Source organism: Pseudomonas sp. TZ252 (genome assembly GCF_056110345.1).
The window spans coordinates 129,467-155,874 of sequence record NZ_CM148566.1; the positions used below are offsets into that span (position 1 = coordinate 129,467).

26 protein-coding genes and 1 riboswitch are annotated in these 26,408 nt (G+C 68.7%); of the genes, 7 read left to right on the forward strand and 19 right to left on the reverse strand.

All coding sequences use genetic code 11. The features are described from left to right. Window positions 1-274: 274 nt before the first annotated feature. On the reverse strand, window positions 275-907 hold the full coding sequence (locus ACYAF3_RS00605; protein WP_043089331.1) for a response regulator: 633 nt from the start codon (window positions 905-907) through the stop codon (window positions 275-277). A 145-nt stretch (window positions 908-1,052) separates the two neighbouring features. Between ACYAF3_RS00605 and ACYAF3_RS00610 the strand changes: the two genes are divergently transcribed. Continuing rightward, entirely contained in the window at window positions 1,053-2,675 is a 1,623-nt protein-coding gene (locus ACYAF3_RS00610; protein WP_014603138.1) for a two-component system sensor histidine kinase, read from the forward strand. 26 nt (window positions 2,676-2,701) lie between these two features. Here the strand turns inward: ACYAF3_RS00610 and ACYAF3_RS00615 are convergent, their stop codons facing one another. Next, complete coding sequence (locus ACYAF3_RS00615; protein ID WP_003082897.1) at window positions 2,702-3,118, reverse strand: hypothetical protein; 417 nt, start codon at window positions 3,116-3,118, stop codon at window positions 2,702-2,704. A gap of 15 nt (window positions 3,119-3,133) precedes the next feature. Beyond that, window positions 3,134-3,388: a hypothetical protein gene (locus ACYAF3_RS00620; protein WP_004348879.1), complete on the reverse strand. Its 255-nt coding sequence runs from the start codon at window positions 3,386-3,388 to the stop codon at window positions 3,134-3,136. 667 nt (window positions 3,389-4,055) lie between these two features. Between ACYAF3_RS00620 and ACYAF3_RS00625 the strand changes: the two genes are divergently transcribed. Further along, on the forward strand, window positions 4,056-4,910 hold the full coding sequence (locus ACYAF3_RS00625; protein WP_034030065.1) for a sulfurtransferase: 855 nt from the start codon (window positions 4,056-4,058) through the stop codon (window positions 4,908-4,910). A gap of 21 nt (window positions 4,911-4,931) precedes the next feature. Here the strand turns inward: ACYAF3_RS00625 and ACYAF3_RS00630 are convergent, their stop codons facing one another. After that, window positions 4,932-5,771 carry an alpha/beta hydrolase family protein gene (locus tag ACYAF3_RS00630; protein ID WP_033943533.1) on the reverse strand — a complete coding sequence of 280 codons (840 nt, stop codon included), beginning with the start codon at window positions 5,769-5,771 and terminating at the stop codon, window positions 4,932-4,934. A gap of 111 nt (window positions 5,772-5,882) precedes the next feature. Between ACYAF3_RS00630 and ACYAF3_RS00635 the strand changes: the two genes are divergently transcribed. The 3 genes from ACYAF3_RS00635 to ACYAF3_RS00645 all read left to right on the forward strand — a co-directional run bounded on the left by ACYAF3_RS00635 (window position 5,883) and on the right by ACYAF3_RS00645 (window position 8,657). Further along, window positions 5,883-6,476, forward strand: a complete 594-nt coding sequence (locus ACYAF3_RS00635) for a TetR family transcriptional regulator (RefSeq protein ID WP_003082643.1) — start codon at window positions 5,883-5,885, stop codon at window positions 6,474-6,476. 221 nt (window positions 6,477-6,697) lie between these two features. Beyond that, window positions 6,698-7,177 carry a hypothetical protein gene (locus ACYAF3_RS00640; RefSeq protein ID WP_003082640.1) on the forward strand — a complete coding sequence of 160 codons (480 nt, stop codon included), beginning with the start codon at window positions 6,698-6,700 and terminating at the stop codon, window positions 7,175-7,177. Window positions 7,178-7,382: 205 nt separating this feature from the next. Continuing rightward, entirely contained in the window at window positions 7,383-8,657 is a 1,275-nt protein-coding gene (locus ACYAF3_RS00645; RefSeq protein WP_003082638.1) for an outer membrane protein transport protein, read from the forward strand. A 58-nt stretch (window positions 8,658-8,715) separates the two neighbouring features. Here the strand turns inward: ACYAF3_RS00645 and ACYAF3_RS00650 are convergent, their stop codons facing one another. The 3 genes from ACYAF3_RS00650 to ACYAF3_RS00660 all read right to left on the reverse strand — a co-directional run bounded on the left by ACYAF3_RS00650 (window position 8,716) and on the right by ACYAF3_RS00660 (window position 11,157). Next, on the reverse strand, window positions 8,716-9,270 hold the full coding sequence (locus ACYAF3_RS00650; RefSeq protein WP_003082631.1) for a glutathione peroxidase: 555 nt from the start codon (window positions 9,268-9,270) through the stop codon (window positions 8,716-8,718). Window positions 9,271-9,434: 164 nt separating this feature from the next. Further along, window positions 9,435-10,634: an MFS transporter gene (locus ACYAF3_RS00655; protein WP_003082619.1), complete on the reverse strand. Its 1,200-nt coding sequence runs from the start codon at window positions 10,632-10,634 to the stop codon at window positions 9,435-9,437. Window positions 10,635-10,707: 73 nt separating this feature from the next. Next, entirely contained in the window at window positions 10,708-11,157 is a 450-nt protein-coding gene (locus tag ACYAF3_RS00660; RefSeq protein ID WP_003145315.1) for a MarR family winged helix-turn-helix transcriptional regulator, read from the reverse strand. Between the two features lie 130 nt (window positions 11,158-11,287). Between ACYAF3_RS00660 and ACYAF3_RS00665 the strand changes: the two genes are divergently transcribed. Continuing rightward, window positions 11,288-13,108, forward strand: coding sequence for an acyl-CoA dehydrogenase C-terminal domain-containing protein (locus ACYAF3_RS00665; protein ID WP_023114118.1), 1,821 nt, complete (start codon window positions 11,288-11,290; stop codon window positions 13,106-13,108). Between the two features lie 32 nt (window positions 13,109-13,140). Here the strand turns inward: ACYAF3_RS00665 and ACYAF3_RS00670 are convergent, their stop codons facing one another. Continuing rightward, window positions 13,141-13,701 (reverse strand): TetR/AcrR family transcriptional regulator, encoded by a 561-nt coding sequence (locus ACYAF3_RS00670; RefSeq protein ID WP_003163469.1) that lies wholly within the window; start codon window positions 13,699-13,701, stop codon window positions 13,141-13,143. A gap of 118 nt (window positions 13,702-13,819) precedes the next feature. On the opposite strand from ACYAF3_RS00670, the gene ACYAF3_RS00675 reads away from it, so the two are divergent. Next, complete coding sequence (locus tag ACYAF3_RS00675; protein ID WP_023121112.1) at window positions 13,820-15,325, forward strand: MFS transporter; 1,506 nt, start codon at window positions 13,820-13,822, stop codon at window positions 15,323-15,325. Here ACYAF3_RS00675 and ACYAF3_RS00680 read toward each other — a convergent pair. The 11 genes from ACYAF3_RS00680 to btuB all read right to left on the reverse strand — a co-directional run bounded on the left by ACYAF3_RS00680 (window position 15,288) and on the right by btuB (window position 26,073). Next, the gene (locus ACYAF3_RS00680) at window positions 15,288-16,025 is read right to left on the reverse strand and encodes an adenosylcobinamide-GDP ribazoletransferase (RefSeq protein WP_003082605.1); all 738 of its coding nucleotides are present in this window, start codon (window positions 16,023-16,025) and stop codon (window positions 15,288-15,290) included. The genes ACYAF3_RS00675 and ACYAF3_RS00680 overlap by 38 nt on opposite strands. Window positions 16,026-16,027: 2 nt before the next feature. Further along, window positions 16,028-16,612, reverse strand: a complete 585-nt coding sequence (gene cobC / locus ACYAF3_RS00685; RefSeq protein WP_023086470.1) for an alpha-ribazole phosphatase family protein — start codon at window positions 16,610-16,612, stop codon at window positions 16,028-16,030. Continuing rightward, on the reverse strand, window positions 16,609-17,664 hold the full coding sequence (gene cobT, locus ACYAF3_RS00690) for a nicotinate-nucleotide--dimethylbenzimidazole phosphoribosyltransferase (protein ID WP_128669436.1): 1,056 nt from the start codon (window positions 17,662-17,664) through the stop codon (window positions 16,609-16,611). Before cobT ends, cobC begins: the two co-directional genes overlap by 4 nt. After that, a complete protein-coding gene (gene cobU / locus ACYAF3_RS00695) occupies window positions 17,661-18,182 on the reverse strand; it encodes a bifunctional adenosylcobinamide kinase/adenosylcobinamide-phosphate guanylyltransferase (RefSeq protein ID WP_003082599.1) in 522 nt (173 codons plus the stop codon). Before cobU ends, cobT begins: the two co-directional genes overlap by 4 nt. Beyond that, on the reverse strand, window positions 18,175-19,647 hold the full coding sequence (locus ACYAF3_RS00700) for a cobyric acid synthase (RefSeq protein ID WP_003112353.1): 1,473 nt from the start codon (window positions 19,645-19,647) through the stop codon (window positions 18,175-18,177). The genes cobU and ACYAF3_RS00700 overlap by 8 nt, the downstream gene beginning before the upstream one ends. Next, window positions 19,640-20,635 (reverse strand): threonine-phosphate decarboxylase CobD, encoded by a 996-nt coding sequence (cobD, locus tag ACYAF3_RS00705; RefSeq protein ID WP_003120510.1) that lies wholly within the window; start codon window positions 20,633-20,635, stop codon window positions 19,640-19,642. The genes ACYAF3_RS00700 and cobD overlap by 8 nt, the downstream gene beginning before the upstream one ends. Continuing rightward, window positions 20,628-21,566 (reverse strand): adenosylcobinamide-phosphate synthase CbiB, encoded by a 939-nt coding sequence (cbiB, locus tag ACYAF3_RS00710; protein WP_003159856.1) that lies wholly within the window; start codon window positions 21,564-21,566, stop codon window positions 20,628-20,630. Before cbiB ends, cobD begins: the two co-directional genes overlap by 8 nt. After that, complete coding sequence (bluB, locus tag ACYAF3_RS00715; RefSeq protein ID WP_003082592.1) at window positions 21,563-22,219, reverse strand: 5,6-dimethylbenzimidazole synthase; 657 nt, start codon at window positions 22,217-22,219, stop codon at window positions 21,563-21,565. Before bluB ends, cbiB begins: the two co-directional genes overlap by 4 nt. A gap of 1 nt (window position 22,220) precedes the next feature. Further along, the gene (locus ACYAF3_RS00720; RefSeq protein WP_003107030.1) at window positions 22,221-23,528 is read right to left on the reverse strand and encodes a cobyrinate a,c-diamide synthase; all 1,308 of its coding nucleotides are present in this window, start codon (window positions 23,526-23,528) and stop codon (window positions 22,221-22,223) included. 31 nt (window positions 23,529-23,559) lie between these two features. Continuing rightward, window positions 23,560-24,171 carry a cob(I)yrinic acid a,c-diamide adenosyltransferase gene (cobO, locus tag ACYAF3_RS00725; RefSeq protein WP_003082589.1) on the reverse strand — a complete coding sequence of 204 codons (612 nt, stop codon included), beginning with the start codon at window positions 24,169-24,171 and terminating at the stop codon, window positions 23,560-23,562. A 63-nt stretch (window positions 24,172-24,234) separates the two neighbouring features. Then, window positions 24,235-26,073, reverse strand: a complete 1,839-nt coding sequence (btuB, locus tag ACYAF3_RS00730) for a TonB-dependent vitamin B12 receptor (RefSeq protein WP_003107028.1) — start codon at window positions 26,071-26,073, stop codon at window positions 24,235-24,237. A gap of 96 nt (window positions 26,074-26,169) precedes the next feature. After that, a riboswitch (cobalamin riboswitch) is annotated at window positions 26,170-26,377 on the reverse strand. Between the last annotated feature and the right edge of the window lie 31 nt (window positions 26,378-26,408).

The window sequence follows — 26,408 nt, forward strand, 5'->3', positions numbered from 1 at the left end:
GTAAAAATGCAGCTGCGCGGGCATGGAGCGAGGACTCTAGCAAGTCGCCCTTCGAACGTATGCGCAGAAAATTCTGAAAACGCTGTCTGACCAGAAGTGGTTCTGTCGGGACCTGCTGCCGTCTCACTCAGGCAGTCAAGCGACTGTCAAGCCATGCTCGCAACGCTACTGAACGTGCCGAGCCGCATGGTCTTGGCCTGTTAGGACCAAGGCCCCATGCCGGCGGCAGGACAAGGCGCACGACGTCTGATCGGCGCCGGGCCCATCGCTGCCGCTACTCCCCGTCGCCATGCCCCAGAGCCGCCCGGTACTTCACCGCCGCCGCGGTCCGCGACGGCACGTCCAGTGCCCGCAGCAGCGACGACACATGGATGCGCACCGTGTAGTGGGAGATGTCCAGGGCGCGGCCGATCTCCTTGTTGCTCTTGCCCTGGGCCAGCAGGCGCAGGACATCCAGCTGGCGCTCGGTGAGCCCCTCCAGGCGCGGGCTGGGCTGCAGCGGCAGGAGGCCGGAGGGTTCGTAGCGCACCAGCACTTCCCCGGCGCGGATGGCCAGAATCGCCTGGCCGAGTTCCTCGGGCGCGATGCTCTTGCCGAGGAAGCCGTCGGCCCCTGCGTTCATCACTTCGCCGATGAGTTGCGGGTCGTCGACCATCGAGACGACGATCAGGGTGGTGCGCGGGAACCGGCGGCGCAGGTCGGCGAGCATCTCGATGCGGGTCAGGCCGGGGAAACGCAGGTCGAGGATCAGCGAATCGGGCTGATCGCCTTCGCCAGCCAGGCGCAGGACCCCGGCGAGGTCGCCGGCCTCCTCGATCCTGGCCTCGGGCAGCAGGCGCTGGAGGATACTCAGCATGCCCTCGCGAAACAGCGGATGATCATCGGCGACGATGATGCGGCCAGTCATTCTTGTAGTCTCCAGGAGTCGCAGTTTCCGCCGCGCATGCTACCTTAGCCCGCTACCGCCGCGCCCACCCTTCGTCCGTCTTCGTGACGAAGGGGGCGAAACAGAGGAAAAGGCGCGCGGCGCTACCATGCACACGGAGGTGCACATGAAGTTCGAGAAGAATACCGAGCTGGACCAGGCCAACCTGCGACTGATCGTGGCCACCTGCGCGATCCTCTACGTGGTGCTGATCGGCCTGCTGCCCGGCCTGAAGGTCGAGACCTACCTGCCGATCGTTGCCTACTACGGCCTGTTCCTGATCGCCTCCATATTGCTGCGCCAGGCCATCGTGCGCTGGCCGGGGCACTACCCGGCGCGGCGGATCTTCTGCATGCTGCACGACTACGCCGGCACCTCGTTCGGCCTGATCGTGGGCGGCGAGGCAGCGCTGCCGCTGTACGCGGTGATGGTCTGGATCAACCTGGGCAACGGCATGCGCTACGGCTCGCGCTACCTGGCCATCGCCACCGCCCTGGCGCTGCTCGCGCTACTGGTCATCTATCGCCTGACCCCGGCCTGGCAGGCTCAGCCGTTCATGGTGCTGATGCTGATGACCACCAGTACCGTCATTCCCTTCTACGCGCACCTCCTGCTGGAGCGCACGCGCAAGGCCACCGAGGAAGCGTTGCAGGCGAACCAGGAGAAATCGCGCCTGCTGGCCCAGGCCAGCCACGACCTGCGCCAGCCGATCCACTCCATCGGCCTGTTCACCGCCTGCCTGCGCGACGCCCGCCTGGGCGACGAGGAACGGCGCCTGGTGGACAACATCGACCGCTCGCTGCTCAACGTCTCGCAACTGTTCCGCTCCATCCTCGATCTCTACACCCTCGACAACGGCCGGCTCCAACCCAAGCAGGAGAACGTCCACCTGGGCGAGTTGCTGCGCGACCTGGTCCGGCGCAACGCCGAAGCGGCGCGCTGGGCCGGGGTGGAACTGCGCCTGCGCCCTTGCCGCCTGTGGACGCGAACCGATCCGGGGCTGCTGTCCACCATGCTGCAGAACCTGCTCTCCAACAGCCTCAAGTACGCCGCCGAGCGCCCGCTGCTGATCGGCGTGCGGCGGCGAGGCGACGGCCTGGCCGTAGCCATCTACGACCAGGGCCGGGGGATCGCGGAGGAACACCTGCCGCGGGTGTTCGAGGAGTTCTACCGGGTACGCGAGACGCGCGACCGCGACGTCGAGGGAATCGGCCTGGGGCTGTCCATCGTCCGCCGCCTGGGGCAGTTGACCGGGATCGAGGTGACGCTGCGCTCGCGGGTCGGACGCGGCACCGCGGTGACCCTGCACGGCCTGCCGGCGGTCGCCGCGCAAGCCCTGCCCCGCCGCGACGATCCCCTGCAGGCCGGCCTGCTCACCGGCTTGCGGGTGTGCCTGGTGGAAGATGATCGCAACGTCCTGCGCGCCACCTCGGCGTTGCTCGAACGCTGGGGCTGCACGGTCCAGGCGGAAACCGAGGCGGACGGCTGGCGAACCGATTGCGACATCCTCGTCGTCGACTACGACCTCGGCCCCCACGCCTCCGGCGTCGAGTGCATCGAGCGGGTACGGCGGCAACGCGGAGAGGCGATACCGGCGCTGGTGATCAGCGGCCACGACATCGAGCGTATCCAGGCCAGCGTCGAAGACACCGACATCGCCCTGCTCTCCAAGCCCGTGCGCCCCACGGAATTGCGCGCCACCCTGCGCGCCCTGCGCGAGCGCCCGGTGGCCGCCAGCCACGCTTCCTGAGACAAGGCAGGTCGAGGAGCTCAGGCCTACGGCGGGCCGTACTTGATGCCGGCGCAGCCGTGGGACAGCAGCAACTCGCCGTCGTCGGCCTCGAACTGGGTGATCCGCTTGCTCTTGTCGACGGTGACGGAAATGATGCAGCGATTGGGGTGGTTGACGGTATCCCAGTAGTTGGTGTTCACCATCACGTTGCCCTGCATCTCCGAGCTGGAGCCCACCACTTCATAGCGGGAATAGCTGGTGTCGGTGTACCACTGCATCACCACCTGCGAGCCGTCAGCGGTGCGCTCCATGTTCTGCGGCGTACCGAAGAAGGCTATCGCTTCCTCGGCGGAACGGCCCTTCCACTGGCTGCGGGCGTAGACCTCGGGCAGCGTGTCCATCTGGATACAGCCGCCCAGGGAAAGCGACGCCAGTAACGGCGCGATGAATATCCGGCGCATGGGTTGACTCCGTGTCTAAGGGTTCTTCGGCGGGTTGCCAGGCAGCAGATCGAAGGCTCGCAGGCCCGGCGCGGCGTCCTGCCCGGACGCTTGCGCGCGGTTCGCCTGCTCGGCCACGGCCATTCCGCGCGGTGCGGCGGCAGGTTTTCTCGACGCCGCAAGCGAACGCCCACCGGCGAAGAACAATTCGCACGCCGGCTCGTCGCCGCTGCCGAAGCGCCACCAATCGCTGGCCTCCGGGCCGGTGGCGAGTGCGGATTGCCGAGTCATGGTTCCTTCCAAGTCGCGTGCGTCCTGCACAACCGGTTTCCGCGAAACGCGGGGATCAAGGGCGGGACTATAGCGTCGCGGCGAAGAAGCTCGAATAGCACAGAGGTACTATTTTCTCGGCTCGTCCGATCGGGAAGTCACCTGCGGTGAGTTCCGGTCGAAGCGGCGCCATTCCATCGACCAACTCTGCGCCCCGGAAAACGCTGGATGCGTTCCCCTGCTTTCTCGGTCTCCAACAGCACCCTCGCGACCGAACACTGCACGGCCATGGCTGGAAGACAAGTGAAACCAGCCACTTGCTTAAATACCTAAGGGAAAGAACATCCTACCGGAAAATCGGCATGGGAGGTGTGAACCTTATTCAGGACGGGACAGAGGCGAAAAAAAGCCCGGCGCAAGCGTCGGGCCAAGCCAATCGGACAAGCGTCCCGAGGGATAGAACACAGGAGCGGGTATCTCGGAACGAGCCGATTCTGCATGTCTGGACAAATCCCCCGCTGCCGGGCGAGGCTGATGACCGAGTAGGAATCTTCCTCGCCTGGAGCCAGCCCTTTCCTTTCGCCATTTCTCCGCCTCGCCGCGCGACGCCGGGATGACGCGACGCGGTCCAAGGGGCATGATCCACCCATTCGCCACCGGCTTTGCTTCCCGACCCAAGGAGTCCGCGATGTCGTCCGCCCAACTGCTGACCGCGCAACAACTGGCCGCCCGCCTCAGCGAACCCGACCTGCTGGTCCTCGACTGCCGTTTCGCCCTCGAAGACCCGCCCTACGGTGCCCGCGTCTATCAGGAGAACCACATTCCCGGCGCGCATTTCGCCGACCTCGAACGGGATCTTTCCGCTCCCGTGCGCAAGGGCGTGACCGGTCGCCATCCGCTGCCGGATCCCGCCGAGCTAGCGCTCAAGCTACAAGCCTGGGGCCTGCGCCAGGATAGCCAGGTGGTGCTCTACGACGACGGCCCCGGCGCATTCGCCGCCCGCGCCTGGTGGCTGTTGCATTGGCTGGGCAAGCGCGATGGGGTCTACCTCCTCGATGGCGGCCTGGCGGCCTGGAAGGCTGCGGGGCTGGCACTGACCAATGGCGAAAGCAGTCTTCGACCCGGCGATTTCCAGGGCCAGCCCGATGCCTCGCTGCTGATCGACGCCGCCACCCTCCAGGCCCAACTGGGCCAACCCGGACTGGCGCTGCTCGATGCTCGCGCGCAGCCGCGCTTCCGTGGCGAAGTCGAGCCCATAGATCCGGTCGCCGGACACATTCCCGGTGCCCAGTGCGCCGCCTTCACCGACAACCTTGGCAGCGACGGCCGCTTCCTTCCGCCGGAACAATTGCACCAGCGGTTCTCCGCCCTGTTGCGCGGTCGCCCGGTGGACGAGCTGGTCGCCTACTGCGGCTCCGGCGTCACCGCCTGCCACAACCTGTTCGCCCTGAGCCTCGCCGGCTTCCCGCTTCCGCGCCTCTACGCCGGCTCGTGGAGCGAGTGGATCACCGACCCGCGCCGCCCGGTCGCCACCGGCGACTGACGCCATACGCTCGGACGCGGCTTACGCCGCGTCGGGCAGCTTCCTGAAGTAGTCGAGCAACTCCTTCTGCAACGCCTCGTTGCGGAACAGCCCGAAATGCCCGACTGCCCCCTCGGCCCGTCCCTTGCGACGCAACTCCAGGTGCGCCGCGGCATAGACCTGGTGAAGCTTTTCCGCCGCAGCCCACGGCACGTAGTCGTCGTCCTCGAACAGGAAGCTGGCGACGGGGACGTCCAGCGCCTCGTAACCCTGCCGCTGCAATCCGAAGCGCGGTGCCAGGAGGTAGTCCGGCTGCCGCACCCAGCGCGCCCAGTCGCGCATGAAATGACTCGGCATATCCAGGCTGCCGAGGCCGAAGAAACGACTGGGAAAGCGTCGGAGCAGTCCGGTCAGTAGCGGCACCGCCACGCAGAACAGGCCGAACATCTGCCAGCGTTGCCTGCCTCGCCAGCGCCTCCAGTACGGAAACGAACCGGCGACGAACGCGGCGCCGCTCAATCCGCTGGCCTGACCAGCCAGACCGAGCAACTGCGCGCCGATGCTGTGGCCGACGAAATAGCGCGGTAGCTCCGGCGCGCGCGCTCGGCACCAGGCCAGCGCCGCATCGATGTCCTCGCGTCCCCAATCGGCCAGGCGATAGCTAGCCACGGCAGGGTCGTCGCCTTCGCTGCCGCGGTAGCTGAACAACAGCACCTCGTAGCCGGAAGCCGCGGCCAGGACGGCGAAGCGCTGGTAGAAGGCGCGCCTGACGCCGAGCGCGCAGGCCACCACGATGCTCCCCTGCGCATCGCCGACGGCCGGGAAGTGGTCGCCGGCCAGGCGCACACCGTCACGGCAGGCGATCTCCACTGCGGTACTCATTCGCGCTCTCCTTTGCCGTGTGGGTTCGAGCAGCCGGGACGGACGCAATGCTCGACGGATCGCCAGGCGTGCTAGCATGAACATACCGACGGTATGTAAGAAGGCAACAGTATGAATGTCAAGAGCAGGCAGCAGGAAAATGCCGAGGCGACCCGCGAGGCACTGCTGGAAAGCGCCCTCTCCGCCTTCATCGAACATGGCTATGGCGGAGTCTCCATCGACGCCATCGCCCGCGAGGCGCGCGTGACCAAGGGCGCGTTCTACCACCACTTCGGCAGCAAGCAGGAACTGCTCGCCGAATGCTACGAACGCCAGGTACGGACGATCGCCGAGGACCTGGACAGGGTGCCGGCGCATGTCGACAAGTGGGCGGAGGCCGCCGCACTGGCCGAGGCCTTCATCGACAGCGTGATGGCGCGCGGCAAGCGGCAACTGTCGCTGCAGGAGGTGATCACGGTCGTCGGCTGGGAGCGATGGAAACGCATCGACTCGCGCCACACGCTGCGCTACGTCGGGCGCCTGGTGGACGAACTGGCGGCCAGTGGCGAACTCAAGGACTACCGCCGGGAAACCCTGGTCGGCCAGCTCTACGGCTTCCTTACCCAGGCCGCGATGAGTCTTCGCGATGCACGCAACAAGCGGCAAGCGGCCAATGAAGTGAAAGCCATCATCCGCGACTTCCTCTACAGCCTGCGCAGGGGCTGAGAATGCCGCCCAGCACAAGCGAAGCAAGGACGCGCCGGTTTAATTTCCAGCGGGCATATCAGCTGTTCTCTAAAGCTGGAAACAATTTAAAAACAGTCCTTTACAGCTGACTTGTTTCACTACACTTCAAATCAAGCGGCTAAGTCCGCTATCGGCGGGGCCATCGGAATAGAAGCTGCCAAACTGCCCGGCCCCGCCGATCCACCTTGCGCGAGGCCGTCATGGGTATTTCCGCCAACGATCTTTGCCAGCACGTGATACGCCCGACCCTGGACTACCTGTCCTGCCACAGCCCCGCCGCCGAAGCGCTGCTGCTGGGCGCGGCGGCCTGCCAGTCGGCGCTGGGGAGCGCCCTCGACGACCGCCGTGGCCACGGCCTGTACCGGATCGCCAGCGAACGCCACCAGCAGCTCTGGGACCAGTACCTGGCGCTGGACCCGGAGCGCGCCAGCCGGGTCCGCGGCCTGGCCAGCCAGCATGCCTTCCTCGCCGCGCCGCACCTGGAACTGACGGTGAACCTGCGCTACAGCACGGCCATCGCCTGGTCGCTGGTGGAAGCCGCGCGACTGCCGCTGCCCGACCAGCACGACCACCTCGCCCAGGCTCGCGTGTGGCGCCAGGTATTCCAGCCGCACGGTCGCCTGCACGAGTTCATCGACGCCTGGCAACGCTGCATCGGCAGCCTCAGCCAGGTCGCCTGACGGCGAATGGAAAAATCCCGCGTCCGAAACAGACCAACCGGTCAGAAAATTTTTTACATACAGACACGAACGGTTGCGCTACCTTCGCTTCACTGGCACCGGAGCCAACCGCTCTGTTCCGCACCCTGCGGAACTTCGGAACACTGGCGCCGGTCTGGGAATCTTGGTAGTTTGCGCGCCGTTATACACAGGAGTTGCTCCAACAATGAAAACAATATGGTTTAAAACCTCTCTCGCACTGACCATTAGCGCTGTCTCCACCTACACCCTCGCCAACGGCATCGCCATCAACGAACAGAGCGCCAGCGGCGCCGGCACCGCCTACGCCGGCCGCGCCTCGTCCGCGCTCGATGCCAGCACCATCTACGGCAACCCGGCCGGCCTGTCCAAGCTGAAACGCACCGAAGTCAGCGGCGGTCTGGCCATCGTCAAGGCCAAGGACGACATCAGCCAGGCCCACAGCACCGCCCAGGGCAGCAACAAGGGCGACTCGGTACCGCTGGCCGCCGTACCGTTCGGCTACTTCTCCACGCCGATCAACGAAGATTTCACTTTCGGCCTGGGCATCTACGTGCCCTACGGCATCATCAACGATTACGAAAACGGCTTCATGGGCAGCTCCCACGGCTCCTATAGCAAGGTGCAAGTGATCACCGTGCAGCCAACCATCGCCTGGAAGATCAACGACAAGGTTTCCGTCGGCTTCGGTCCGACCTTCAACCGCATCGACGGCCAGTTGAAGAACACCCTGGCCACCAATGGCCTGCTCGGCAGCAACGGCGATACCAAGATCAACATCAAGGGCGACGACACCGCCATCGGCTACAACGTCGGCGTGATGGTCGACCTGACCGACGACACCACCTGGGGCCTGACCTACCACTCCAAGGTCAAGTACCACCTGGGCGGCAACACCGAAGTGAAGAACGCTCCGGGTGCCCTGGGCCTGAACGGCAAGTACGATGCCAAGCTGGACATCACCCTGCCGGAATCGGTGGATACCTCCATCACCCACAAGTTCGACGACAAGTGGACGGGCTACCTGGGCGCCGTCTGGACCCGCTGGAGCCGCCTGGAGAAGATCGAGGTGCGCAACAGCGGCGTACCGGCGCTCGGCCAGGCCCTGGGCTTCAACACCATCGGCGAAGACCTGAACTGGCGCGACACCTGGTCCTTCTCGGTAGGTACCTCCTACCAGGCCACCCCGGAGTGGGTGCTGCGCACCGGCTTTGCCTACGAGCCGTCGCCGACCTCCAACGAGGACCGCAACGTGCGTATCCCGGTGGGCGACCGCAAGGTCTTCACCGTCGGTGCCGGCTGGTCGCCGAACCAGGACCTGACCGTCGACGTGGCCTACGCCTACCTGTGGGAAACCACCGCCGGCGTCAACCAGGAAGGCAGCGCCCTGCAGCCGGCCTACAGCGCCAAGTACGACAACAGCGCGCATGGCCTGACCGCCCAGGTCACCTATCGTTTCTGATCGCACGCGCCAACGAAGAAGCCGGGCAATGCCCGGCTTTTTCATGCCTGGCCGACCCTCAGGGCTGGCTGGCGATGGCCTTCTCGATGGCGGCCTGGAGCTGCGGATCGTCCGGGGTAGTCTTGCTGGAGAACTGCGCGACCACCCTGCCCTGGCGATCCACCACGTACTTGTAGAAATTCCAGCGCGGCGCCTGGCCGCTCTGCTCGGCCAACTGGCGGAACAGCGGGATCGCCTCGTCGCCGCGCACGTGCTGCGGCTGGGTCATGGCGAAGGTCACGCCGTAGTTGCCATAGCAGATCTTCGCGGTCTCGGCGGTATCCGCGGCTTCCTGCTTGAAGTCGTCGGAAGGTACCCCGAGCACTTCCAGGCCCTGCCCCTTGTAACGCTGGTAGAGCGCCTCGAGCCCCTTGAACTGCGGGGTGAAGCCACAGTGGCTGGCAGTGTTGACCACCACCAGCGGCTTGCCGGCGTAACGCTGGCAAAGATCGATGCTTTCCTTGGAACGCAGCTTGGTCAACTGGCCCTGCAACAGTTCCGGGCAATCGGCGGCCCAGCCGCTCAGCGGCAGCCCGGCGAGCGCCAGGACGGACAACAGCACGCGAGGTTTCATGGAATGGCTCCTTGGCGACGAATGTCCCAGCTTACCCTTCCCCGCGCCTATCGCCACCTATCAGCATGCGCCCATGCCCAGTTCCAGCAGCGCCAGTCCGCCACGCTGCCAGCCCCACCAGGCGAGTCCCAGCAGCGCCCCGGCGGCGAGCAGCCAGGCCAGCTTCACGCCGCGCCTCCGGCCACCTGCAGGCGCGCCACCGGACGCTCGCGCACCGGCCAGTTGAGCAGCGCCGCGAGCAGGCTTAGCAGGATCGACAACTGCCAGACCAGGTCGTAGCTGCCGGTGCGGTCGTAGACCACCCCGCCCAGCCAGCCGCCGAGGAAGGCGCCCAACTGGTGGAAGAGGAACACGATGCCGCCGAGCATCGACAGGTTGCGCACGCCGAACAGGGTCGCCACGGTGCCGTTGGTCAGGGGCACCGTGGACAGCCACAGCAGCCCCATGGCCACGCCGAAGGCGTAGGCGCTGTAGACGCTCAGAGGCAGCCAGAGGAACAGCACGATCACTACCCCGCGCACCAGGTACAGCGCGGTCAGCAGGCGCGGCTTCGACCAGCGCCCGCCGAGCCAGCCGGCGATGTAGGTGCCGAACACGTTGAACAGCCCGACCAGCGCCAGCACCGTGGTGCCGACCTGCGCCGGCAGGTGCTGGTCGACCAGGTAGGCCGGCAGGTGTACGCCGATGAACACCACCTGGAAGCCGCAGACGAAGAAGCCCAGCGCCAGCAGCCAGAACCCGGAATGCGCGCAGGCCTCGCGCAGCGCTTCGCCGAGGCTCTGTTCATGGCCCTGCGGCGGCAACGGGCGATCCTTCATCAGCCCGGCCAGCGGCACGATCAGCGCCACCAGCAGGCCCAGGGCGAGCAGGGCCGAGGACCAGCCCAGCCAGCCGATCAGGGCGAGGGTACCGGGCAACATGGCGAACTGGCCGAAGGAGCCGGCCGCGCTGGAGATACCCATCGCCATGCTGCGCTGCTCCGCCGGCACTGCGCGGCCGACGGCGCCGAGGATCACCGAGAACGAGGTGCCGGAAAGGCCCAGGCCGATCAGCAGGCCGGCGCTCAGCGACAGCCCGGTGGCCGACTGCGAGAGTCCCATCAGGACCAGGCCGAGGGCGTACAGCAGGCCCCCCACCAGCACCGCCCGCGCCGCGCCGTAGCGGTCGGCGAGCGCCCCGGTGAACGGCTGGGCCAGGCCCCAGACCAGGTTCTGCAAGGCGATGGCGAAGGCGAAGACTTCGCGGCCCCAGCCGAAGTCGGCGCTCATCGGCGCGAGGAACAGGCCGAAGCCATGTCGCACGCCGAGGGACAGGGCGAGGATCAGGGCTCCGGACAGCAGGATCCAGAAGGCGGCACGCGGCATGGGTCGCTCCATCTACGGGTATATACCCGCTTTATCGTGAACGAAGCGCCTCGGCGAGAGGCTTCGTCGGTTGTCAGTCCAGTCGCTCCAGTTCCACCAGCAACGCCGCCAAGGCGCCGCTGCGCTCCTCGCCAAGCCGCCCGGCGAGACGCCGCTGCGCGTCTTCCCAGGCCGGCGTTCCGCGCTCCAGGGCATCCAGCCCGGCAGGCGTCAGCTCGACCAGGCGGTTGCGCTGGTCCTCGCCACCGGTCAGGCGCAGCAGGCCGTCGCCTTCCAGCACCCGCAGGTTGCGACCGAGGGTGCTGCGGTCGAGTCCCATGGCTTCGGCGAGTTCGGAAATGCTCGGCCGGTCCAGGCGCCGCAGGTGCCGCAGCAGGGAAAACTGCGCCACCTTGAGGCCGGTATCGGCCAGCGCCTCGTCGTAGAAGCGGGAAACGCTGCGGGCGGCGCGACGCAGTTTGGTACAGAGGCATTGGGTCGGTAGCATGGATGCGTGTATATACCCGTACTTCTCGACGGTCAAGCGGATTGTCCGAACTGCCAACGCCGTCTGTTGCCCCTGCCAAGGCCGGACGCCGGGCGCTGGCCTATAACTCGCGCTGTCAGCGGCGACCGGGAGCACCCGGCGCCCTCCATCCATCGCCGAGGTAGCCATGCCCGTTTACAAAGCCCCGCTGCGCGACACGCGCTTCCTGCTCAACGAAGTCTTCGATTTCCCCGAGCATTACCGCAACCTGGTCAACGGAGCCGAAGCCACGCCGGACATGGTCGATGCGATCCTCGGCGAATGCGCGAAGCTCTGCGAGGAAGTGATCGCCCCGCTCTACCACAGCGGCGACGAGGAAGGCTGCCACCTGGAGAACGGCGAAGTACGGACGCCGAAGGGCTACAAGGAAGCCTACGAGGCCTATGTCGCCGGCGGCTGGCAGGGCCTCTCGCACCCGGTGGAGTACGGTGGCCAGGGCCTGCCGATGAGCCTCGGCGCGCTCAAGCAGGAGATGATGGGCACCGCCAACTGGCCGTTCTCCATGTATCCCGGCCTCTCCCTCGGCGCGATGAACACCCTGATGCAGCACGGCACCGAGGAACAGAAGCAGACCTACCTGGTTCCGCTCACCGAGGGCCGCTGGGGCGGCACCATGTGCCTCACCGAGCCGCAGTGCGGCACCGATCTCGGCCAGGTGAAGACCCGCGCCGAGGCCAACCCCGACGGTAGCTACGCCATCAGCGGGACGAAGATCTTCATCTCTTCCGGCGAACACGACCTGACCGAGAACATCGTCCACATCGTCCTCGCCCGCCTGCCGGACGCACCGAAGGGCACCCGCGGCATTTCCCTGTTCATCGTGCCCAAGTTCCTTCCCGGCGAAGGCGGCGCGCTCGGCCCGCGCAACGGTGTGAGTTGCGGCGCGCTGGAGAAGAAGATGGGGATCAAGGCCTCGGCCACCTGCGTGATGAACTTCGACGGCGCCACCGGCTTCCTCATCGGACCGCCGAACAAGGGCCTGGAATGCATGTTCACCTTCATGAACAGCGCCCGCATCGGCACCGCCATCCAGGGCGTGGCCACCGCCGAGCTGGCCTACCAGGGCGCCCTCGCCTACGCCCGCGAACGCCGCTCCATGCGCGCGCTCTCCGGGACCAAGGAACCCGACCAGGTCGCCGACAGCCTGATGCACCACGGTGACGTGCGGCGCATGCTGCTGACCCAGAAAGCCATCGCCGAAGGCGGCCGGGCGCTGGTCTACCTGGCCACCCAGTACGCCGACCGGATGATCCAGGGCATCCTCAGCAACGACGACGCCGAATACGAACGCTGGGACGACAAGCTCGGTTTCCTCACGCCGATCCTCAAGGGCTGCCTGACCGAACTCGGCCTGGAAAGCGCCAACCTCGGCATGCAGGTGTTCGGCGGCCACGGCTATATCCGCGAACACGGCATGGAGCAGATCGTCCGCGACGCGCGGATCGCCACCCTCTACGAAGGCACCACCGGCATCCAGGCCCTCGACCTGCTCGGCCGCAAGGTCCTGCTGATGACCCAGGGCAAGGCCGTGCGCGACTTCACCAGGGGCGTGGCCCGGTTCGCCGTCGACCTGCTGAAGAACGAGCCGCGCATGCGCGGCCGCGCCCTGGTGCTGCTCAAGCTCTGCACCCAATGGAACCTGCTGACCCTGCGCATTGCCCTCACCGCGCGCAAGCAACGCGATCTGGTGAGCACCGCCAGCCACGACTACCTGATGTTCTCCGGCTACGCCACGCTGGCCTATTCCTGGGCCCTCCAGGAAGCCGCTGCGCGCCGGCGACTGCGCCAGGGCGGCAGCGAGTCGGCGGACTTCTACAAGGCCAAGATCGCCACCAGCGAGTTCTACTTCGCCCGCCTGCTTCCGCGCGCCAAGGGCCACGCGGCGGCAATGGCGAAGCCGACGGGTTCGATCATGGACCTGAAGAGCGAGCACTTCGCCTTCGACTGAGGCGACCACCCGCAGCGCGCGCCAGCGGAGCCTCAGTCTCCGCTGGCGCCAGCCGGGGTCAGCAACAACGCACGAACGTCGTCGAGCATCGAGTCCCACTCCTCCTGGCCAATGTCCATCAGGCGGAAGTAGCGCAACATGAAAGCGCCCTCCACCGCCAGGAACGCCAGGCGCGCACGGCGTCCCTCAGGTGCGGACAGGTCCAGGCCTTCCAACCGGCTGCGATACCACTGGTTGCTGCCCTCCAGGTGCTCGGGCGTCTGGATCAGCGCCGCCATCAGCGCCGCCGCCTTGCTGCTGGACAGCTCGTCCGAACGCTGGGTCGCCTCGGCATGCGCGCGAACCCGCGTCAGTGGCGTCGGCTGCTTCCCCGCCACCGCTTCGAACAGGCTGTCGTAGGCCTTGCCCCAGCGCTCGAAGATCGCGTCGATCAGCGCGTCCTTGGTACCGAAGCAGTACTGCACGCCGCCCTTGGTGATGCCCATTTCCTTCGCCACCGCATCGATGGTCAGGCCGGCCGCGCCCTCGCGGGCGATCACCGCCTCGGCGGCATCGAGCAACTGGTCGCGGTCGATCGTTCGTCGGCGTCCCATGGCTACCTCTTGAGTTTAAATCCATACGTATGTATTTATATTTTCACGCGTCCGCCCGTGGCGCGCAATTCCCGTTATCCACGGCGAGCGAAGAACCGTTCGCCACAGAGGTTATCCCATGTTCCGGCAGAACCGCTGGCTGGTCCTGGCCATCGTCTCCAGCGCCCTGTTCCTCATCATCATCGACATGACCGTGCTCTACACGGCCCTGCCGCGCCTGACCCACGACCTCGGCGCGACGGCCGCGGAGAAACTCTGGATCGTCAACGCCTATCCGCTGGTGGTCGCCAGCCTGCTGCCCGGCGCCGGCTTGCTCAGCGACCGCCTTGGCCACAAGCGGCTGTTCCTCGCCGGCCTGCCGCTGTTCGGCCTGGCCTCGCTGTGCGCCGCCTTCGCCCCCAGCGCCGCGGCGCTGATCGCCGCCCGCGCCGGGTTGGCGGTGGGCGCGGCGCTGATGATGCCGGCGACCCTGTCGATCGTCCGCCATGTCTTCCAGGACGAACGCGAACGCGCCCTGGCCATCGGCATCTGGGCCTCCGTCGCCTCTGCCGGCGCGGCGCTGGGGCCGGTGGTCGGCGGCGTGCTGCTGGAGTTCTTCTGGTGGGGCTCGGTGTTCCTCATCAACGTCCCGGTGGTGGCCATCGCCCTGTTGCTGGCGCTGCCGGCCATCCCGGCCTGCGGCGGCCAGTCACGGCGACCATGGGACGCCCTCGGCTCGCTGCAGGTGATGTTCGGCCTGGTCGGGGTGGTCTATGCAATCAAGGAACTCAGCGCGCGCGCCCCGGACTTCGGGCTGGCCGTCCTGGCCGCGCTCGGCGGCATGCTCTGCCTGTACCTGTTCGTCCGCCGCCAGCGCCGCGCCCGCGAGCCGATGATCGACTTCGCGCTGTTCCGCAACCGGCGCTTCGCCCGCGGCGTCGCGGTGGCCCTGGTGGCGACCATGGCGCTGGTCGGCATGGAACTGGTGTTCAGCCAGCACCTGCAACTGGTGCAGGGCCTGACGCCGCTGAAGGCCGGCCTGTTCGTCCTGCCGATCCCGCTGGCCTCGCTGGTGGTCGGGCCGCTGGCCGGCTGGCTGGTGCCGCGCTGGGGCGAGAACCGGGTGATGTGCGCCTCCCTGCTGCTCGGCAGCGCCGGATTGCTCGGCCTGGCCCTGTCCTACCAGTCCGCCACCGGAGCGCAACTGGCCAGCCTGGTGCTGCTCGGCGTCGGCTTCGGCGGCGCGATGACCGCCGCCTCCACCGCGGTGATGCTCAACGTGGACGAACAGAGTTCCGGAATGGCGGCCGCCATCGAAGACGTGTCCTACGAACTGGGCGGGGTGATCGGCGTGACCCTGCTCGGCAGCCTGATGAGTTTAGTCTACGGGATGTCGCTGAGGCTGCCCTCGGCCGAGCTGCCGGCGCGGGTCCGCGACAGCCTCGACGACGCCCTGTTGGTCGCCGAGGGCCTGGCGCCGGAGGTCGCGTCGCGGCTCGTCGAGCTTGCCCGGCAGGCTTTCGACCAGGCCTTCGTCGCCGTGCTGCTGGCCGCCGCCGCGCTGCTCTTCCTCAGCGCCATGGCGGTCCTGCGCCAGCCGCGTCCGGCTACAGAGCCAGCGCCACCAGCACCGCACACTCGGTAAGTTCGACCAGCGCGCCGGCGGTGTCCCCGGTGGTGCCGCCGAGGCGCGCGAGGAAACGGCTGCGCAGCCAGGCGAAGAGCATCAGCGTCACCAGCAACGCCAGCAGGCCGGCCAGGCCGAACGCCAGGGCCAGGCCGAAACTCACCCCCAGCACCCACGGCAGGCTGCGCGCCGGCAGGTGCTCGGCGATGGCCTGGCCGAGGCCGCCGGGGCGCGCGTAGGGCGTGGTCAGGAACAGCAGAGGCAGGCTGCTGCGCGCCAGCCACGGAGCCAGCGGCAACAACCCGGCCTCGCCCTGGCCGAGCAGCGCCGCCAGGGCGGAGAACTTCAACAACAGGACCAGTACCAGGACCACCACCGCCACCGGGCCGCTGCGCGGGTCCTTCATGATCGCCAAGGTCCGCTCGCGGTCGCCCAGCCCGCCGATCCAGGCGTCCGCCATGTCGGCCAGGCCGTCCAGGTGCAGCGCGCCGCTCAGCGCTACCCACAGGCTCAGCAGCAAGGCTGCCTGCAACAGCGGCGGCGTACCGTCGAGCGACCGCGCCGCGGCGTACAGCACGACGCCGATCAGCACCCCGACCAGTGGATAGCAGAGCACCGCGCGGCCGAACTGTTCCGGCGTCGGCATCGCCGACAGGCGCACCGGCAGGCGGGTGAGGAACTGCAAGGCGACCAGCAGTGAGCGCAAGGCTTCGCGCATGGCTATTCCCCTTCCCGGCATTCGTGCCAGCGATCGTCGCCCTCTCCGGCGCGCAGGCCGAACAGTGCGCCATGACCGACGTCCACCTGCAGCAAGTGCTCGCGCGGCAGGCCACGGGCGCGAGCGAGCAACAGACGGATGACGCCGCCATGGGTCACCAGCAGCACACGACGGCCGGCATGACGCTGGCGCAGGCGTCGCTGGGCGGCCAGCACCCGCGCCTCGAACTCGGACAGCGGCTCGCCGCCCGGCGGGGTAAAGGCGTAGGGATCGGCCCAGAAGCGGCCGAGCGCCTCGCTGTGGCCGTCCATCAGGCTGGCCGCCGAGCGCCCCTCCCAATCGCCGAAATGCAATTCGCGCAGATCATTTTCCAGTTCCAGCTCGATCCCCTGGCGCTGCGCCAGTTCCTCGGCGAAGGCGCGGCAACGTTGCAATGGCGAGCTGACCAGCAGGTCCCAGCGTCCGCCTTCCACCGCCGTGCGCATCTGCGCCCAGCCACGCGCGGTCAAGGCGTCGTCGAGGCTGCCGCGGAAACCGCCGCCGGACTCGGTTTCGCCATGCCGCAGGAGGTCCAGGCGCAGGCTCATGCCGGGCGGTCCGAGACCGCCGCTTCGGCGAAGGTCGCCATCCCCGCGTGCAGCGCGCAGGCCTGGCGCAGCAGCGGCACCGCCAGCGCCGCGCCGCTGCCCTCGCCCAGGCGCAGGCCGAGGTCGAGCAGCGGTTGCGCCGCCAGGGCTTCGAGCACATGCCGATGGCCCGGCTCGGCACCGCTGTGGGCGAACAGCAGCCAGTCGCGGCAGGCCGGGTTCAGGCGCACCGCGCAGAGCGCCGCGACGCTGCAGATGTAGCCGTCGATCAGGGCGACCATGCCTTTCTGCGCGCAGGCCAGGTAGGCGCCGGCCAGCGCGGCGATCTCCAGCCCACCGAGACGGCGGAGGGTTTCGAAGGGGTCGGCGCGATGGGCGCCGTGCAGGGCCAGGGCGCGCTCGATCACCGCGGTCTTGTGTGCCACGCCGCTGGCGTCCAGCCCGGTTCCCGGCCCGACCAGCGCGCTCGCCGGCGCATCCAGCAGCGCGCAGGCCATGGCCGCCGCCGCGGTGGTATTGCCGATGCCCATCTCGCCGCCGATGAACAGCTGGCTGCCGGCCTGCTCGGCGCGGCGCACGCTTTCGCGCCCGGCCTCGAGCGCCAGCAGGCACTGTTCGGCGCCCATCGCCGGGGCCTCGACGAAGTTCGCGGTACCCGCCGCCAGGCGCAGGTGGCGCACGCCGGGCAAGGCTTCCAGGGGGACGGCGGTGCCCAGGTCGACCACCTCCAGGCCGGCACCGAGTTCGCGCGCCAGCACGCTGATCGCCGCGCCGCCGCGGACGAAGTTGCGCAGCATCTCGCCGGTGACCGCCTGCGGATAGGCCGAGACGCCCTCGGCGACTACCCCGTGGTCGCCGGCGAAGACCGTCACCCAGATCCTCTCCAGGCTCGGTCGTTCGCGCCCCTGCAACGCCGCCAGGTCGATCGCCACTTGCTCCAGGCGGCCCAGCGAGCCGCGCGGCTTGGTCAACCGGTCCTGGCGTTCGGCCGCGCGCCGGCGCATCTGCGGGTCCGCCTCGCGGCAGGTGTCGCGCCACCATTGCAGACTCATAGCGGTTCTCCTTTCAACGGCATGGGCAGGCCGGCGACGGTGAAGGTCACCCGTTCGCAGCGTTCGGCGATGGCCTGGTGCAGCCAGCCGGCCTCGTCGACGTAGCGCCGGCTGAGTTCGCCCAGCGGCACCACGCCGAGCCCGGTTTCGTTGCTGACCAGGATGATCCGTCCCGGCAGCTCGCCGAGACATTCCAGCAGCGCCTCGCGCTCGCCGTCGAGACGCTGGGGATCGTCGCAGAGCAGCAGGTTGGTCAGCCACAGGGTCAGGCAGTCGACCAGCAGGCAGCGTCCGGCCTCGGCCTCGCTGCGCAGCGTCGCCGCCAGCGCCAGAGGCTCCTCCAGGGTTCGCCAGTGGGCCGGGCGGCGCGCGCGATGCTCGGCGATGCGCCGGCCCATTTCGCCGTCGCCGGCCTGGGCGGTGGCGATGTAGCTCACCGCCAGCCCGCTCTCGGCGGCCAGGCGCTCGGCCAGGCGGCTCTTGCCGGAACGGGCGCCGCCAAGGATCAGGTCACGCATGGGGTTCTCCGCAGAGGGCGAGCAATCGCCCGGTATCCAGGTGGCGCTCGACCAGGTCGGCGAGCCGCTCGATGTCGCGTTCGCGCAAGGCCTGGTAGTCCACCGCCTGGACCTCGCGCAGGCCGGCCCAGCGCAGCAGCGCCGAACAGGCCGCGGTGGATTCGAACAGGCCGTGCAGGTAGGTGCCCATGACGTTCCCGTCGACGCTGCGGGCACCATCCGCGCGGCCATCGTCGAGCACCACCGCCGGCCGCGCCAGGGCCTCGCCACGGGTGACCCCGGCATGGATCTCGTAGCCCGACAGCGGCGCATCCTCCAGGCTCAGGCGGCCCTGTACGTTGCGCAATTGCTTGTCCGCCTCAAGGGTCGTTTCCAACGCCAGCAGGCCGAGGCCAGCGCTGCTGCCGGCCGCGCCTTCCAGGCCGAGCGGATCGTGCAGGCGCTCGCCGAGCATCTGCAGGCCGCCGCAGATCCCCAGCAGGCGACCGCCGTAGCGCAGGTGACGGAGGATCGCCTCGTCCCAGCCACGCTCGCGCAGCGCCGCGAGGTCGGCGCGCACGCTCTTCGAGCCGGGCAGGACGATCAGGTCCGCCGACGGCAGCGCCTGGCCGGGGCCGACGAAGCTCAACTCGACCTGGGGGTGCAGGCGCAGCGGATCGAAATCGGTGTGGTTGCTGATCCTCGGCAGCACCGGCACCACCACCTTCAGGCGCGGCCCGACCTTGGCCGCCTGGCGCGTGTCGATGGCGTCCTCCGCCTCCAGGTGCAGGTCGCTGACATAGGGCAGCACGCCGAGCACCGGCTTGCCGGTGCGCGCCTCCAGCCAGTCGAGGCCGGGTTGCAGCAGGGCGATGTCGCCGCGGAAGCGATTGATGACGAAGCCCTTGACCCGCTCCCGCTCCGAGTCGGAGAGCAGTTCCAGGGTGCCGACCAGGTGGGCGAAGACCCCGCCGCGGTCGATATCGGCGACCAGGATCACCGGGCAATCCACCGCTTCGGCGAAGCCCATGTTGGCGATGTCGTTGGCGCGCAGGTTGATCTCCGCCGGCGAGCCGGCGCCCTCCACCATCACCACCCGGTAGGCGGCGGCGAGCCGCCCATGGGAAGCCAGCACCGCTTCCATCGCCACGCGCTTGTAGTCGTGGTAGGCGGCGGCGTCCATGCTGGTCACCGCGCGGCCATGGATGATCACCTGGGCGCCGATGTCGGTGTTCGGCTTGAGCAGCACCGGGTTCATGTCGGTGTGCGGCGCCAGCCGACAGGCCTGGGCCTGGACCGCCTGGGCGCGGCCGATCTCGCCGCCGTCGGCGGTGACCGCGCTGTTCAGCGCCATGTTCTGCGGCTTGAACGGCACCACCGCGACGCCGCGCCGGGCCAGCCAGCGGCACAGCGCGGTCACCAGGGTGCTCTTGCCGGCGTCCGAGGTGGTGCCCTGGACCATCAGGGTCCGCCCGCGATCACTCATGAGCAGGCTCCTTGAAGCCGAGCAGCGCGGCATCCAGCCGGGCCCAGGCGGCCTCGTCGGCGGGCAGGCCGAGGCGCAGGCTGGCCGGCTGCTCGAACTGGCGGGTGAGGATGCCGCGCCGCGCCAGGTAGTCGTGCAACGCCGCGCAGCGTGGATCGACCAGGCGCTGGAACAGCGCGCTGCCGCCCGCCGGCGGCCAGCCGTGGCGGCGCAGCAGTTCCTCCAGGCGCTGGCTGGCGGCCAGCAGGCGCTCGCGCTGCTGGCGCTGTTGCTGGCGGTCGCGCAAGGCATTCTGGGCCACATGGCGCACCGGGCCATTGACCGTCCACGGGCCGAGCTGCTCGGCCAGCGCCTGCAACAGCGGCCGTTCGCCGAGGGCGAAGCCGAGCCGCGCGCCGGCCAGGCCGAAGAACTTGCCGAACGAGCGCAGCACGATCAATCCGGGCCGGTTGCTGCAGGCCGCCAGGCTCGACTGCGGGGTGCAGTCCATGAACGCCTCGTCGACCAGCAGCCAGCCGCCGCGACGTTGCAGGCGGGCATGCCAGGCCAGCAGCTCGGCGGGCTCGAAGACCCGCCCGGTGGGGTTGTTCGGGTTGACCACCAGCAGCACGTCGAGGCTGTCGAGATAGGGCTCGACCTCGGCCTCGCCGATCTCCCGCACCAGGTGCCCGGCCTGGCGCCAGGCGTGGGCGTGCTCGGCGTAGCACGGCGACAGGACGCCGACCCGCCCGCCCCGCCGCAACCTTGGCAGGGCCTGGATCGCCGCCTGGCTGCCGGCCAGCGGCAATACCCGTTCGGCGCCGTAGTAGAGGCAGGCGGCGGCTTCCAGGCCGTCGTCGCTCTCCGGCAGGCGGGTCCAGGCCTGCTCAGGGATCGCCGGCAGCGGAAACGGCCAGGGCGCGATGCCGGTGGACAGGTCCAGCCAGTCCGCCAGCGGAATGTCGTAGCGGCGCGCCGCCTCGCGCAACCGCCCTCCGTGTTCAAGCATGCAGCCACCCCATGGCCCAGAGTCCGGCCAGCACCAGCAGCCAGAGCAGCACGCCCTGGCGCACCAGCGCCAGGGCCCGATAGATGTCGCGGCCCTGCGGCTGCGGGCCGCTGCCGAGGAGCGGCCGCTGGTGCAGCTCGCCGTGGTAGATCGCCGCGCCGCCCAGGGAAACCCCCAGCGCACCGGCGCCGGCGGCCATCACCGGGCCGGCGTTGGGGCTGTCCCATTGCGGCGCCTGCTCGCGCCAGCAGCGCAGGGCCTGGCGGGTGTCGCCGAGCAGCGCGTAGGTCAGCGCCACCAGCCGCGCCGGCAGGTAGTTGAGGATGTCGTCGATCTTCGCCGCGGCCCAGCCGAAGCGCTCGAAGCGCGCGTTGCGGTAGCCCCACATCGCGTCCAGGGTATTGCTCAGGCGATACAGCACCACCCCCGGCGCGCCGGCCACGGCGAACCAGAACAGGGCGGCGTAAACCGCGTCGCTGCCGTTCTCCAGTACCGATTCGGTGGCCGCGCGGGCGACCCCGGCCTGGTCCAGTTCGCGGGTATCGCGGCTGACCAGGTAGCCGACACGTCGCCGCGCCTCGTCCAGGTCGCCGGCGCGCAAGGCCAGCGCCACCGGTTCGGCGTGCTCGCCGAGGCTGCGCAGGCCGAGCGCGGCGTACAGCGCCAGGGCCTGGACCAGCCAGCCGAGGTAGGGAAGTTCAGCGAGCGCCCAGGCCAGCAGGGTCAGCGGCAGTACCGCGAGGACCCAGGCGGTCACCCCGTGGCTGCGCCAGCCGACCCCGGGATCACCCTCGCCGGCCAGGCGCGAGCGGTTGAAACGGCGCTCCAGGCGATCGGCCAGGCGGCCGAAGGCGACCAGCGGGTGCCAGCCCTGCGGCTCGCCGAAGCGCGCATCCAGCGCCACGCCGAGGATACCCAGCAGTGCGCTCATGCTCGCTCGCCCCAACGGTTCTGGTAGACCAGCTCGGCCAGCGGACGCGGTTCGCTCCAACCCTCCAGCGCCAGCATCGGCGCCGGGTAGAACTCCGCCACCGGGCCCAGGCAGAGCACCGCCACCGCCTCGCTGCCGGGCGGCAGGCCGAGCAACTCGCCCAGCGCGGCCGGATCGAACAACGATACCCAGCCCATCCCCAGGCCCTCGGCGCGACTGGCCAGCCAGAGGTTCTGGATCGCGCAGGCGAGCGACGCCAGGTCCATCTGCGGCAGGGTCCGGCGACCGAACACATGGCGTTCGCGGTCGTCCATCAGGGCGGCGACCAGCAGTTCGGCGCAATCCAGCACGCCCTCGACCTTGAGCCGCATGAACTCGTCGGAGCGCTCGCCGAGGGCTTCGGCGGTACGTCCGCGTTCCTCCTCGACCAGCCCGTGGATGGCCCGGCGCAACGCCGGCTCGGTGATACGGATGAAGCGCCAGGGTTGCATCAGGCCGACGCTGGGCGCCTGGTGCGCGGCCTCCAGCAGCCGCGCGAGCAGCTCCGGCGCCACGCTGCCGCCGCTGAAGTGGCGCATGTCGCGGCGCTCGGCGATGGCCCGGTAGACGGCGGCGCGTTCCGTGGCGCTGAAGGCGTGAGAAGAATCGGACATGTCAGTCGGCGTCTCGCGCGGGCGCCAGCAACGCGGCGGCGGCCTGCGGGTTGGAAGGCAGGTAGAAATGGATATAGGAAGCCGTCAGCCGGCCAAGACGGAACACCGCCTCCGCCGTGTTCCGGCCGTTCGGGCAGACGCCACGGGCCAGAGGCTCGACGGCGCAGTCGAGGGTCGAGTGATGGAAGGTATGCCCGCGCAGCCGCCCTTCCGGCAGCTCGACCTCCTGCAAGGCCAGGGCGGTCAGGCGCTTCTGCAGGCGCGCCCGGCCCGGCAGCAGGCCGAGCAGTTCGCCGCGCTCGCCGTCGGCGTCTTCCAGGCAGTCGAGCAGGTAGAGCATGCCGCCGCACTCGGCCAGCAGCGGCTTGCCGGCGGCATGGTGGGCTCGGATCGCCTCGGCCATGGCGCGATTGCCCTGCAGGCGCCCCAGGTGCAGTTCGGGATAGCCGCCCGGCAGGTACAGGCTGTCCACGGCGGGCAACGCCTGGTCCTGCAGCGGCGAGAAGAACGCCAGCTCGGCGCCGAGTTCGCGCAGCAGGTCGAGATTGGCCTGGTAGAGGAAGGCGAACGAGGCGTCGCGGGCCACGCCGATGCGCACGCCTTCCAGGCTGCGTTGCAGCGGCGCCGGAGCGGGCACCTCGAAGGTCACCGGCTCCGGCAGGTCGGTCTCGGCGCTGGCCAGCAAGGCGTCGGCGGCGGCGTCCAGGCGTACATCGAGATCGGCCAGTTCCTCGGCCTGGACCAGGCCCAGGTGGCGGCTCGGCAATTCGAATTCGGCCGAGCGCGGCAGACCGCCGAACCAGCGCATGCCGGGCGGCAGGCAATCGCGCAGGATGTCGCTGTGGCGCTGGCTGCCGACGCGGTTGCCGAGCACTCCGGAAAACGGCAGGTCCGGCTGGAAATGCGCCAGGCCGTAGGCCAGCGCGCCGAAGGTCTGGGCCATCGCCGCGCCGTTGATCACTCCCAGCACCGGCACGCCGAAACGCCGCGCCAGGTCTGCCGCCGAGGGGTTGCCATCGAACAGGCCCATCACCCCTTCGATGAGGATCAGGTCGGCCTCGCCGGCGGCCCGCGCCAGCAGGCGTCGCGCTTCGGCCTCGCCGACCATCCACAGGTCGAGCTGGTAGACCGGCGCGCCGGAGGCGCGAGCGAGAATCATCGGGTCGAGGAAGTCCGGTCCGCACTTGAACACCCGCACCCGTCGCCCCTGGCGCGCATGCAGGCGGGCCAGAGCGGCGGTGACGGTGGTCTTGCCCTGGCCGGAGGCCGGGGCGGCGATCAGCAGGGCCGGACAGCGTGCCTGGGTCATGGGCGAAGCGTCTCCGCGCATGGCGCCGGCATCAGAACTCCACTCCTTTCTGCGCCTTGATCCCGGCCTTGAACGCGTGCTTGACCAGGCTCATCTCGGTCACCGTGTCGGCGGCCTCGACCATCCCCGGCTGCGCGCCGCGGCCGGTCACCACCACATGCTGCATGGCCGGGCGCGCCTGGATGTCGGCGAGGACCCTGTCCAGTTCCAGGTAGCCGTGCTTGAGGGCGATGTTCAGTTCGTCCAGCACCACCAGGCCAACGTCCGGGTCGGCCAGCAATTGCGCGGCGACCTTCCAGGCCGCCTCGGCCTTGGCGATGTCGCGCTGGCGGTCCTGGGTCTCCCAGGTGAAGCCCTCGCCCATCACGTGATAGCTGACTTCCTCGGGGAAGCGCCGGAAGAAGGCTTCCTCGCCGGTGCTGGCGGCGCCCTTGATGAACTGCACGACACCGACCTTCATGCCATGGCCCAGGGCCCGCGCGACCATGCCGAAGGCCGAGCTGCTCTTGCCCTTGCCGTTGCCGCTATGCACCAGGAGCACGCCGCGTTCGTCGCGGGCCTGGGCGATCTTCTCGTCGACCACGGCCTTCTTGCGCTCCATCCGCTCGCGGTGGCGCTGGTCCTTCTCGGGGGATTCGTTCATCGTCGATCACTCCTTGCGGCGACGCGGCCGCGCCGTCGCCTCGTTCATTCGAAATACCCGGCCTCACAGGGCCTGGTAGCGCACGCTGAGGTAGACCGCCTGGCCAGGCTGGTTGTAGCCATACGCGGTTTCGTAGTCGGCACCGAACAGGTTGGCGATCCGGCCCTGCAGGCGCCATTCGTCGTTCAGCCGGTACTCGCTGCGCAGGTCGAGGGTGGCGTAGCCGCCCAGGCGCACCTCGTTGGCCGGGTCATCATAGCGTCGGCCTTCGGCGTGCACGCTGGCGCCCAGCGAAAGACGCTCGAAGCGCCGGTCCAGTTCCAGGTTGAACATCCGCTGCGCCCGGCGCGGCAGTTCGTTGCCGTCGTTGACGCCGCCGGAACGGTTTTGCGGGTCGAGGAAGGTCGCGTTGGCGTTCCAGTCCCAGCCCAGCCACTGGCTGCCGAGGACCAGTTCGACGCCACGGATGCGCGCTTCGTCGATGTTGAACGGCACATAAAGCCCCTGACGGGTTGTATAGGTGATCAGCGAGTCGATGTCCGTACGATAGGCATTCACCGCCCAGTGCCCCCAGTCGTGCGTACCGCTGAGACCGACCTCCAGGCTGCGCGAAGTCTCGGCGTCCAGGTCGGGATTGCCGTAGTCGGGGAGGTAGAGTTCGTTGAAGGTCGGCGCCTTGAACGCCGTCCCGTAGCTGACGGTGAAGCGCAGCGCGTCGCTCAGCGCGTAGCCCCAGGCGGCGCTGCCGGTGTCGTGCACGCCGAACTGCTGGTTGTCGTCGCGGCGCAGGCTCAGTTGCCAATCCTGGCGACCGTACCGGCCGAGGTACTGGGCGAACCAGCCTTTGTTCAGCCGCGAGTCGACGCTGAAGGCTTCGCTGCTGCTGATCTCGTCCTTCTGCCAGTCGTAGCCGAGGGTCAGCACATGGCCTTCGGCCAGGGTCAGGTCGTTCTGCCAGGACAGGCTGTCGCGACGGGTATCGAAGCGCGAGTAGAAACGGCCATCCTGATAGGCATCGGCCTTGTCCTCGCTGCGCCCTGCCTGGAGGGTCACCAGCCAGGGATCGAGCGGAGTGAAGCGGGCACGGCCGCCGACCAGGTTCTGCTCGCCGTCGGCGTTGGTATTGAAACCAGAGTTGCCGAGGACCTGGTCATAGTCGTTGTGCGACTTGGCCCTGACCAGGGTGCCGTCGAGTTCCAGGCCATTGTCGAAGCGATAGCCGCCGCGCAGGTTGCCGGACAGGTTGCGGTAGCCGTCTCGGTCTGGCTCATAGCCCGCAGTACCGGCGCGCTTGGTGTTGATCCCCGCCGTATCGAAGCTGCTCACCCCGAGGCTGTACCAGCCGTTGCCGGCGCCGCCGCTGACCCCGGCGCTGCCCTCCAGGGTCTGATGGGTGCCGTAACCGGCGGAGAAGAACGGCTTGGCGCCCTGGCCGTCGCCGCGCCGGGTGAAGATCTGGATCACCCCGCCGATGGCCTCCGAGCCGTACAGGCTGGAACGCGGCCCGCGGACCACCTCGATGCGCTCGATCAGCTCCACCGGCAAGTCCTGGAACGCGGTGAGGCCAGCGCTGGCCGAGCCGACCTTGATGCCGTCGATCAGCACCAGCACATGGTCGGACTCGGTGCCGCGCAGGAACAGCGTGGTGTTCTTGCCGAAACCGCCGTTGTTCGCCAGCGACACGCCGGGTACCTGGCGCAACAGCTCCGGCACGCTGCGCGCCTGGCTGCGCTCGATATCCTCGCGGTCGATGACGCTCACCGCCGCCAGGCTCTGGGAAGCGGTCTGGGCGGTACGGGTGGCGGTCACCACCTGGTCGGCAAGGCTGACCGGTTCGGCCAGGCTCAGGGAAGACGCGCCGCACAGCGCCACGGCTGCCGGGGTCAGGAAAACTCTGTTCATGCTCTGCGCTGCTCCGTCGCTCTCACCCGCGCGACCTGGGTTGAGGCAGACGGAGGACGAAGCGACGGCAGGAGACGTCCGACAGCGCCCTCCGCGATGCCGTGGGTGCGTCAGGCCGGTCTCCGGGCTCGCGAGCGAAGCGCTGGACGCTTCCAGCCGCGCCTTCCCATGCCGGAGCACAGTGGTCATCGAGCGGCTGTCTGATTCGCCTACCGTTGCGGGGGCAGCGCTGGCCTGGTTCCGACGGAACGCACCAGCTTCCCTGTTTCACCCCTTGCGGGGCACCTGTCGCAAGGCGCGCAGCTTAGTGGTTCGGGGCTTGCGCGGTCAATGTG

Coding starts and splice junctions, on each gene's coding strand:
- ACYAF3_RS00605 (WP_043089331.1), bottom strand. CDS start 907: ATGACTGGCCGCATCATCGTCGCCGATGATCATCCGCTGTTTCGCGAG.
- ACYAF3_RS00610 (WP_014603138.1), top strand. CDS start 1,053: ATGAAGTTCGAGAAGAATACCGAGCTGGACCAGGCCAACCTGCGACTG.
- ACYAF3_RS00615 (WP_003082897.1), bottom strand. CDS start 3,118: ATGCGCCGGATATTCATCGCGCCGTTACTGGCGTCGCTTTCCCTGGGC.
- ACYAF3_RS00620 (WP_004348879.1), bottom strand. CDS start 3,388: ATGACTCGGCAATCCGCACTCGCCACCGGCCCGGAGGCCAGCGATTGG.
- ACYAF3_RS00625 (WP_034030065.1), top strand. CDS start 4,056: ATGTCGTCCGCCCAACTGCTGACCGCGCAACAACTGGCCGCCCGCCTC.
- ACYAF3_RS00630 (WP_033943533.1), bottom strand. CDS start 5,771: ATGAGTACCGCAGTGGAGATCGCCTGCCGTGACGGTGTGCGCCTGGCC.
- ACYAF3_RS00635 (WP_003082643.1), top strand. CDS start 5,883: ATGAATGTCAAGAGCAGGCAGCAGGAAAATGCCGAGGCGACCCGCGAG.
- ACYAF3_RS00640 (WP_003082640.1), top strand. CDS start 6,698: ATGGGTATTTCCGCCAACGATCTTTGCCAGCACGTGATACGCCCGACC.
- ACYAF3_RS00645 (WP_003082638.1), top strand. CDS start 7,383: ATGAAAACAATATGGTTTAAAACCTCTCTCGCACTGACCATTAGCGCT.
- ACYAF3_RS00650 (WP_003082631.1), bottom strand. CDS start 9,270: ATGAAACCTCGCGTGCTGTTGTCCGTCCTGGCGCTCGCCGGGCTGCCG.
- ACYAF3_RS00655 (WP_003082619.1), bottom strand. CDS start 10,634: ATGCCGCGTGCCGCCTTCTGGATCCTGCTGTCCGGAGCCCTGATCCTC.
- ACYAF3_RS00665 (WP_023114118.1), top strand. CDS start 11,288: ATGCCCGTTTACAAAGCCCCGCTGCGCGACACGCGCTTCCTGCTCAAC.
- ACYAF3_RS00670 (WP_003163469.1), bottom strand. CDS start 13,701: ATGGGACGCCGACGAACGATCGACCGCGACCAGTTGCTCGATGCCGCC.
- ACYAF3_RS00675 (WP_023121112.1), top strand. CDS start 13,820: ATGTTCCGGCAGAACCGCTGGCTGGTCCTGGCCATCGTCTCCAGCGCC.
- ACYAF3_RS00680 (WP_003082605.1), bottom strand. CDS start 16,025: ATGCGCGAAGCCTTGCGCTCACTGCTGGTCGCCTTGCAGTTCCTCACC.
- cobC (WP_023086470.1), bottom strand. CDS start 16,612: ATGAGCCTGCGCCTGGACCTCCTGCGGCATGGCGAAACCGAGTCCGGC.
- cobT (WP_128669436.1), bottom strand. CDS start 17,664: ATGAGTCTGCAATGGTGGCGCGACACCTGCCGCGAGGCGGACCCGCAG.
- cobU (WP_003082599.1), bottom strand. CDS start 18,182: ATGCGTGACCTGATCCTTGGCGGCGCCCGTTCCGGCAAGAGCCGCCTG.
- ACYAF3_RS00700 (WP_003112353.1), bottom strand. CDS start 19,647: ATGAGTGATCGCGGGCGGACCCTGATGGTCCAGGGCACCACCTCGGAC.
- cobD (WP_003120510.1), bottom strand. CDS start 20,635: ATGCTTGAACACGGAGGGCGGTTGCGCGAGGCGGCGCGCCGCTACGAC.
- cbiB (WP_003159856.1), bottom strand. CDS start 21,566: ATGAGCGCACTGCTGGGTATCCTCGGCGTGGCGCTGGATGCGCGCTTC.
- bluB (WP_003082592.1), bottom strand. CDS start 22,219: ATGTCCGATTCTTCTCACGCCTTCAGCGCCACGGAACGCGCCGCCGTC.
- ACYAF3_RS00720 (WP_003107030.1), bottom strand. CDS start 23,528: ATGACCCAGGCACGCTGTCCGGCCCTGCTGATCGCCGCCCCGGCCTCC.
- cobO (WP_003082589.1), bottom strand. CDS start 24,171: ATGAACGAATCCCCCGAGAAGGACCAGCGCCACCGCGAGCGGATGGAG.
- btuB (WP_003107028.1), bottom strand. CDS start 26,073: ATGAACAGAGTTTTCCTGACCCCGGCAGCCGTGGCGCTGTGCGGCGCG.